The organism is Pseudomonas sp. NDM, from assembly GCF_003105095.1.
GTDB classification, from domain to species: domain Bacteria; phylum Pseudomonadota; class Gammaproteobacteria; order Pseudomonadales; family Pseudomonadaceae; genus Aquipseudomonas; species Aquipseudomonas moraviensis_A.
This window is the reverse complement of the sequence record NZ_QETJ01000054.1, coordinates 21,630-30,469: the sequence shown is the minus strand read 5'-3', so window position 1 is coordinate 30,469 and position 8,840 is coordinate 21,630. Positions and strand designations below refer to the sequence as shown.

Below are 8,840 nucleotides of genomic sequence, written 5' to 3'. Positions count from 1 at the left end.
CAGGCTCGCTCCCACATGTGAACGCAATACAAAGGTGGGAGCGAGCCCGCTCGCGAATGGCTTGATAGCCATATATCCCTATCGGCAAAAAAATCGTCGACAAAACCCAAAACAATATTTGCTTTATTTGTACACAAAAGCATAATCCACTGCGTGCGAGTTTCTGACTACACGGTCAACAAATTCGCGTATGCCTCAAAGGACCGCTGCCACCCCTCATGGGTCCGGCCCTGGAAATAACAATAAAACTCTTGAGGAGTACTCGCTGTGGAAAGCCGCAAATCCGAAGCACCGCCGCTCGAGCTCACGCCGCCATTACGCAATGGCCTGCTGGAGCGTCTGTTCAAACTCAGCTTGCATGGCACCACGGTGAAGACCGAGCTGATTGCCGGTCTGACAACCTTCATCACCATGGCTTACATCATCTTCGTCAACCCGAACATCATGGCCGATGCCGGCATCGATCACGGTGCGGCCTTCGTCGCCACCTGTATCGCTGCCGCACTCGGCTGCCTGTTGATGGGCCTTTATGCCAACTGGCCGGTCGGCCTGGCGCCGGGCATGGGCCTCAACGCGTTCTTCACCTACACCGTCGTCGGCACCATGGGTTACAACTGGGAAACGGCGCTGGGCGCGGTGTTCGTCTCGGGCGTGCTGTTCATGTTCCTGACCTTTTCGCGGATTCGCGAGTGGCTGCTCAACAGTATTCCGGTCAGTTTGCGGTTTGCGATGGGCGCCGGTGTCGGTCTGTTCCTCGGCCTGATCGGTCTAAAGACTGCCGGTATCGTCGTCGACAGCCCGGCAACGCTGATCAAGCTCGGCTCGCTGCGTGAACCCGGCCCGCTGCTCGCCGCGATCTGCTTTCTGATGATCGCGATCCTCAGTTACCACCGCGTGTTCGGTGCAATCCTCATCAGCATCATCACCGTCACCCTCGCCGGTTGGGGTCTGGGCCTGGTGCACTACGAGGGCATCATGTCCGCGCCGCCGAGCCTGGCGCCAACCTGGATGGCAATGAACGTCGCCGGCGTGTTCAACGTCAGCATGATCAGCGTCGTGCTGGCCTTTCTCTTCGTGCACATGTTCGACACCGCCGGCACGCTGATGGGCGTGGCTCAGCGGGCCAACCTCGTCGCCGCTGACGGTCGTATCGAGAACCTTTCCCGAGCGATGAAGGCTGACAGCGCATCCAGCGTATTCGGCGCCGTGGTCGGCGTGCCGCCCGTGACAAGTTACGTGGAAAGTGCCGCTGGCGTGGCTGCTGGTGGTCGGACTGGTCTTACCGCCGTCACAGTCGGTGTGCTATTTATAGCGGCCATGTTCTTCGCTCCGCTGGCTGGCATGATTCCCGCTTATGCCACGGCGGGCGCCTTGATCTACGTGGCGATGCTGATGATGGGCGGCATGGCCCACATCGAATGGGACGAAGCCACTGACGCGATCCCGGCAATCGTCACGGCGATCATGATGCCACTGACCTTTTCGGTGGCCGACGGCATCGCGCTGGGCTTCATCACTTATGTGGCGTTGAAGGCCGGCACCGGCAAGTACAAGGAAATCTCCGTCAGCCTGTGGGTGCTCTGCGCGATCTTCATCGCCAAGTTCATCTTTCTGTAAGCGCTGCGCGGTTCACGCTTCAAACCAGCCTCACCCTCACCGGTGGGGCTTTTGCACATATCGATAACAACAAAGGAGCAAAACGATGAGTCTGGAAACCTGGCTGCTGTTCAGTGGTGCTGCACTGGTGGTAATCCTGATCCCGGGGCCGCTGTCGCTGCTGATGATCAGCAACAGTCTGAATTACGGTCTGCGCCGCTCGTACCCGGCGTTTCTCGGCGGGGTGATTGCCTCTATCTGCCTGCTCAGCGCTTCGGCACTGGGGCTTGGCGCTTTGTTGCTGGCCTCGGAGCAACTGTTCAGCGCATTGAAAATCGTCGGCGCATTGTATTTGTTCTATCTTGCCTGGCAGAGCTGGCAGCAATCGCGTCAGCCTTCAGTGGCAGCCGAGGTGCCCCAAGCCGCACCGGTGCCACGCTTCCGCACGCTATTCGGGCGCGCTTTTGTACTGGGCGCGAGCAATCCGAAAGATATCCTCTTCTTCGCCGCGTTTCTGCCGCAGTTCCTCAGCGCGAACCAAGCGTTCCTGCCGCAATTGCTGATCATGATCGCGACCTGGGTAGTACTCGATCTGTGCTGCAAACTGGCCTACGGCCTGGGCGCCCATGGCGCAGCGCGTTATCTGCGCAGTGGCAAAGGGCAGAGCTGGTTCAACCGAATCAGTGCCGGATTGTTCGGCGGTGCCGGCGCGACATCATTGCTCAGCAGCCATTAAGACATCGTATGGCCCACCATCCCGACTGAACGGATTCAAATAGGGAGGGTGCTGTTTTCAATTAATCACCGCGCGCCAGGCCTGTAATCATTGACAGGCAATACATGGCAACAACCGCCTTATGTACAGCGCTGAAAAGAGCACCTTAATATCCGCTGCAATTCGATAACAACAGCCTGAACAAGGAAGTTCTCATGGCCACTTTGATACATGAAGCATCAATTCAAACCGATCCGGCAATTGACCCGAACAACCACAAAGTTACCGACACGGTTGTTGTCACGGATATGCGTTTCGAGAGCAACGAGCGCAAGCCTGCAACCATTGACGCACCTGAAGATTCATCCAAGCCGAACCAGTTAAAGTTCGCAGACAACATATTCGGACCATTGCAGATTGGCGACATATCAATAACACGAGTAGCGCTGGACCGCTTGGGCGCGACGGTCGATGGCAAACCTTTAAATGGTCGTAATACTTTCAGTCGAGTACTTAAACGCTCTTTTATCAATGCCCTGCAATTCGACCTGAACAAAGTCGAACACGCGATGAAGACCGCCACTGGCAGTGATACTTACTTGTTGCCGAACCTGCTGTTTGAAATGGCCAGTCACCGTCCTCTGACCGCGCCGGCACTGTTCAGCGAAGCCATCACCGACGAAGGTGGTCCGGGTAACTACCGCCGCAAACTCCTGAAACTTGCCAACGCCGCGCAGGCACTCGACCTGCAGCATGTGCATCTGCCCAAGCATCATCCGCGCTGGAAAACATTGACCAAAAGCTACGCAGCACTCGGCTCCAGTGTCGGCATTCAGGGCTTCGGGATTTTCATGGGCCTGCGCGGAGTCGTCGATGCGATCAAGGCCGACAACACCACGGAAATCGCGATAAACAGCGTGGGAATCGCATCCGAACTGGGTTCGATCGCTGTCGACGTTACCGTCAGTAAAATTGCCACGCAGATGCTCACCGCCGGGCAGCACGCCTACCGCGACTTCGCCAGGACGCGAATGGCGGTCAGGCTGGGACGTTCGGGCGGCCTGATCGGTGGCGCTTTGACGTTGCCATTCGATATCTACACCGCGGTGCGATCCATGAATGCCGCCGAGAATGCGACGGGCAAGGAGGCGATGGATCACTATGTCAGCGCCGGCCTGAGCATTACCAGCGCGGCCATGACCGTGATCCTTGGGACTGCGGCGATGGCCGGATTTTCGTTCGCCGGCCCGGTCGGGCTGGCTGCCGGGGCGATTCTCGCTATCGGCTCGCAGGTTTATGGTGCGGTGCGCATCGTCGACGACATTGATGACTACATCGAGCTCACCCTTGATGAGCGGTGGCGCACCGGATGGTTTGCGTTCTGCATGCTGGATATCGATCAGAACATTCAACATCGCTACGTCAAGGCCAAGACCTTGCTGCAGCACTCCGCCAAGTTGAAGGCGACGGCAAGGCAACTGCTCGATGGCCCTCTCAAGGACACCACCGAAGCCATCGTCAACGGTCAGTTCGAGGTGCGCCTGAGGCCGACCCAGGTCTGGAAGCGGAACTGGTGGACCAAACAGGATGCCTGGGAATCGGTACATGTCCCGGAAATAGTAGGCACTGACGACACCATCGATGCGCGCGCAGGGGTAACGAAGGACACGCCCGGTGCACATCTGGGCACTGCAGCGGAGAACAAGAGCGTTCTCTGGCTGCTGACCGAAGGCGACGACTCGATCAAGGGGGTCGAAATAAAACCGAATGTCTTTCATTACAAGTCGGGAAAAAAGGACCTGGCTGGCGGCGAGAAAGACGATCAATTCGTGTTCGAGAATGCGGCGGACTTTCTCAAACAAGGCACGGATGCCACGCACCATTCGACACTGCGAGGCGCGGATGGCAACGACACACTGGTCCTCGGCGGCCATTATTCGAGTTTCCGCACAGCGAAAACCGGTTATGACGTCGACTTGCTGGCCGGTACGCTGCAGATCATCTCAACCGATCCATCTGCCGAACAGGGCAAGCAATATGTCCTCCACAGCTTGATAGACAGCATCGAAAACGTTGAAACCGTCGACAGCGCGGCGAGCATCGTGACCGGCACAGCGCAACCCAACATCATCAAGGCGCGCGGCAGCGACGTCATCAACGCCGGCGCCGGGGACGACCAGATTTACCTGTCGCACAAGGACGCTCAGGCCTGCGGCGATGCCGGCGCCGACCAGTACTTCATCGCTCATGTGGCGGGGCGCTTCTCGATCTTCGAAGATGGCAAACAGCCGAGCTACATCGTATTGAACTGGAAGAAAGAGCTGATAGATTCCTGGCAAATTGCAGGTAACCACTTGATCATCACTTCCGGATTCGAATTCGATGACATCCCGAAGAATATCCTGACCATCCATGACGTTTACGAAGAGGACGCGGATGAACGGAAACTGATCAATAAAAACCTGACGTTCATCACCCGCGACGGTTACCAGTTCACACTTGATCTGCCAGAGAAAGTCACCGAGGAAAAGACCGCCGATTTTTCCGAAACCCTTATCAAGCTCGGCCAGCCGCAAAGACCCATCATCGTTTACGCAGATGAATGCTGGATCAGACATCAGCAGGAAGCGAGTTACTACCTGCCGCGCGCTAATAACATGACCACCTTCTACTCGGTACTTCGTCCTGGAATAGTCAGTAATATCCATCTGGACTACAACAGCGATGAGCTGACAAAAGCCGAGGCGCATTTCTTTGCCGTCAAACATGAATCCTATCGGCTGACTGCAGGTTGCCATCTCGTTTATCACTTCGGCGATAAACGTATCAAGTTGAATTATTTCGCCGCCGCTCGTAATGAAGATGACCATGACAATCTGACTAAAATTCTGCGCACCATGGCGGGCCGGCCGTTTTTTCGCTATGTGCTGATCTTCAAGGACGGTGTTGCCCTGAATGCCGGCCTCACGGATGAAACCGATGCCCTGCCGGCGTTTTCCGATTACGCGGTGGCAAGGGAGTGGATTACTCCGATGACCCTGCCCCTGGCTTTTCGCTCACGGCGTTACAGTTATGCATTGCCGGAAAACCAGGCGCACGAAATGGGCAATCGACACTCCTGTGCCACGCTCACTGCCCTGACTGTGCAAACTGCCATGGAAAGCCTCATCGGTGAAGGCTTGACGTACCTGATTCATCTCGTTGCCGACACGACCCTCAAACTTTCGACGCCCGGTGCACTCGCCGAAGCGAGCGTGCGGCTAGCGAATTCCTCCACGTGGGAACTCGACGCCACAAAGCTTGGTACGGTCGATATCGAACTCACCGACAACCGGTTATCCATCGGCACCTGCACTATTCATCTACCAGTGTATGAAAGCGACGACCTGATCGATCAGATCCGCGTCATCACTGCGAACGGCGTAGTGCATACGGTCGATCTGGTGTTCGATCGGGTCTACCCGGATGGCCTGGATGCACGCTTCTTCGAAGCACCCGATGCTGCGAAACCGCTACCAGCAGCGCTCGCCTCATTGGCTGCCAATGTGGTCAAGGTCAGGAACGCCGAGTGGATTTTCGATGGGACAACTGCGCTCAGTTACAACTTCGCCGCCCACGGCTGGGTACTGCGTACCGACAAGTCACGCGTTGAAGCCTGTGAGGTGCGGGTGACGAATCGCTGCAGTCACCAATCCGGCATCTTCATACCCGCGCCACAGAGCGACGTTCCACCCGCTTGACGTCGAAATATCGTCTATCGATCCCTTAGCGAATAGTGCTTTCAGCCAGGCGCCTGTGCGCGCCTGCGCCTCACCTCATGAGTTTTCACAATGGCCAGACCACCGAAAAAAATCTCTGTCACGACAAAAGCCGACGCGCCCGCCACTTCAAGTGCAGGTGCACCAACACGCAGGAACAGCGTCGGTCTCGACATGCCTGACGCGCTGTTGCTGGGCATTGACCCGACGCCCGTCAGCCGTGGCGCGAACAGCCCTGCAGCAGCCGACAGCATGCCTACCGTGAGGATTCACGAGATACCGCCGCCAGTGGACAATTCCGGCACGGCACGCAGCGCGAGCGCTTGGCCGCAGGAACGTATTCACGAGCTGGTTCCGCTGTCGGACGACAATGGACTGTTCACCGGTCCGGATCAGCGCACCTATGCACAAATCGCCGGCCAAGGACGGTTTGAGGTCGAACGGGATCAGCACGGTCACTACCATTTGCCGCTGACCTTCGCACCCGGCGTCCACGGCCCTGCCCTGGTGCGCAACGAAGGACAGCCAAGCTGGCGCATCCAGCGCCCTGACAGGCAATCGATCCGGCCCGCGCCCGCCTCAAATGACCCACTCCGCCCGACCTATCTGACACCCTCGCAAGCCAGCGGGCTGACCAAAGCAGACCTCGCGACCGATGGCATCCGCTACAACAAGCTCAAGCAGACCTTTGTGACTACGGCGGACGGCACGGTGATGGTCCGCCAAAACAAGGCCGGGGAATATCAGCAGGCATTTGCGTCAAGCCACGAGGCGCCTGATATCTATTTTGAGCAGATCCCGGGCACCGTGTTCTGGCGGCAGAAAACCAGCCGCACACAGCTCGACGACACGCCGTCGTCCGGCCGCCAACCGATCGCTGACGCAGACGAACCGATGGCCGGGCCGAGCAAACGGCCACGGCTGGAAACCGCAGCCGAACCAGCGGCAACGCACGCGGCAGCCGAGCCTGATCAGCAGACCACGTACTTCTGGCTGTCATGGGGCCAAATGAACAAGCTTGCAGGCATCGAGTCGGTGCAGCTTGGCTGGCTGCATTATCCCATCGTGCCAATCGGCTCGAACCTCGCGCCCAATGTGTATTTCCTGCGTCACCCGGAGTTTGTGCCGGCACACTTTGAGGCTTTCGAAAACATGCTGGCCCACACGCCCGCGCTGCAGCCCGTGGCAACGTCTCGAACCGACAGCGATCCGCGCAAAATCCCTACGGGAAAACGTTTGTTCGAAGAGCCGATCAGCCAGTCTGTTGCTCGCGCATTCCCCGACTTCTCCGCCGTGACTGCACGTGCGGTTGCCAGACGGTTGTTTGAGCTGGCAGATCACTCGCCGACCATTACCGGCACCGGGCTGATGAATATCCACACCGCGCTGCATCAGTGGCTGCACCCGCAACTTTCGACGACGCCGACACTGGCCCACCCGATCAGCATGCTGGCCGTGGCGCCCGATATCGATCTCGGCAGCAAAAGGCTGATCCGGATGCCGTCCGAGGAGGCCAGTGAGTTGCAACGGCTGACCTTCGATCCGCAGCGTTTCCCCTTGGCCTGGAATCATTACAAAACCTATCCCTCCGACCTTAACCTGAGACGTCTGCTCGGCTCCTTGCTGGTAAACAGCGGCTACGACATATTCCCGCTGACGCATGAACATCGCATGCCGACGCTGGTGTTCAGACGAGCCCATCACGATCAGGTTTTCCTGCTGAAACTGGGAGCGATCGACCAGGCTGGCCTGACTCACGTGCCCGGCAATGAACTGACTGAACCGAGCTTGCCCGCGCGGATCGGGCAGGACGCCTTCAAGGTTCTCACCGAGGCCGCTGCGCAACACAAAGTGGTGTGGCTGATCGGAGGTGTGTTGAAAGTTGCCGGCAAGCCTGACTCGGTGTTCATCATCCGCGAGCGCTGAGCATCGCCCTCGAACGGCGGTCAGGAGGGCATCTTGCAGCAATAAAAAAAGCCCGCAGTGTGAGCGGGCGAAAGACCAAAGAAGCTATATGCGCAGTCGCTTCCCGGTGGGGCTGCTGCTTGGGGGTCAGCTGCCGCGATACGTGGAATAGCTGTAAGGCGAAATCAGCAGGGGCACGTGGTAGTGCTCCTGCTCCGCAGAGATACCGAAACGCAGCACCACCACGTCGAGAAATGCTGGCTCGGGCAGTTGCACACCGCGGGCGCGGTAGTAATCGCCGGCATGGAACTGCACCTGATAGACGCCAGTGCGATAATCGTCGCCTTGCAGCAGCGGCGCATCGACCCGGCCATCGCTGTTGGTTGTCGCACTGGCGACCAATTCCAGGTGCGATCCTTCAACGCGGTACAGCTCAACCTTGATCGAGCTGCCCGGGCAACCGTGTGCAGCGTCCAAAACGTGTGTTGTCAAACGTCCCATTGATTCTGCGCGCCTGGCCGCCATGGGCGATCAGACTTCGCGCCTCCCGAAGTCAGGTGAAAGGAGGCCGCACCGATTCGGAGCACGAAAAGTTGCGGCGAGCGACTGATTAAGACACTTTTCAAAGAAATTGTACACAATAAAAACGACATTTTTCGCTTCACCTCCGCCATCCGGGCGTTTATCGCCAAACTGCAAGTAAAGCGCCTGCTCATTGAACCTTCTATTCATTAGCTGACTGGTCAGGCAGGTTTCTTGCAGGCTTGAACCGTTAACAGCAAAAGATGACGGCCGGTGAAAAATGCGAAAATTCAGGCTTACAAAATGTAAATAAAGTTGTATACAATCAGCCCATCGCTGTGACG

Annotated in this window: 5 protein-coding genes; 4 read left to right on the top strand and 1 reads right to left on the bottom strand. The window is 57.6% G+C overall.

Going from position 1 to position 8,840, the window contains the following annotated elements; translation table 11 throughout:
* Positions 1 to 267: 267 nt before the first annotated feature.
* From DCO47_RS13610 to DCO47_RS13595, 4 genes are all read left to right on the top strand, one after another.
* On the top strand, positions 268 to 1,617 hold the full coding sequence (locus DCO47_RS13610; protein WP_024012217.1) for an NCS2 family permease: 1,350 nt from the start codon (positions 268 to 270) through the stop codon (positions 1,615 to 1,617).
* 85 nt (positions 1,618 to 1,702) lie between these two features.
* The gene (locus tag DCO47_RS13605) at positions 1,703 to 2,332 is read left to right on the top strand and encodes a LysE family translocator (protein ID WP_064364565.1); all 630 of its coding nucleotides are present in this window, start codon (positions 1,703 to 1,705) and stop codon (positions 2,330 to 2,332) included.
* Positions 2,333 to 2,526: 194 nt separating this feature from the next.
* On the top strand, positions 2,527 to 6,051 hold the full coding sequence (locus tag DCO47_RS27110) for a calcium-binding protein (protein ID WP_177434343.1): 3,525 nt from the start codon (positions 2,527 to 2,529) through the stop codon (positions 6,049 to 6,051).
* A gap of 90 nt (positions 6,052 to 6,141) precedes the next feature.
* Positions 6,142 to 7,995 carry a hypothetical protein gene (locus DCO47_RS13595; RefSeq protein ID WP_133247407.1) on the top strand — a complete coding sequence of 618 codons (1,854 nt, stop codon included), beginning with the start codon at positions 6,142 to 6,144 and terminating at the stop codon, positions 7,993 to 7,995.
* 126 nt (positions 7,996 to 8,121) lie between these two features.
* On the opposite strand, the gene uraH is transcribed toward DCO47_RS13595, so the two are convergent.
* Positions 8,122 to 8,475, bottom strand: coding sequence for a hydroxyisourate hydrolase (uraH, locus tag DCO47_RS13590; RefSeq protein ID WP_041479332.1), 354 nt, complete (start codon positions 8,473 to 8,475; stop codon positions 8,122 to 8,124).
* Between the last annotated feature and the right edge of the window lie 365 nt (positions 8,476 to 8,840).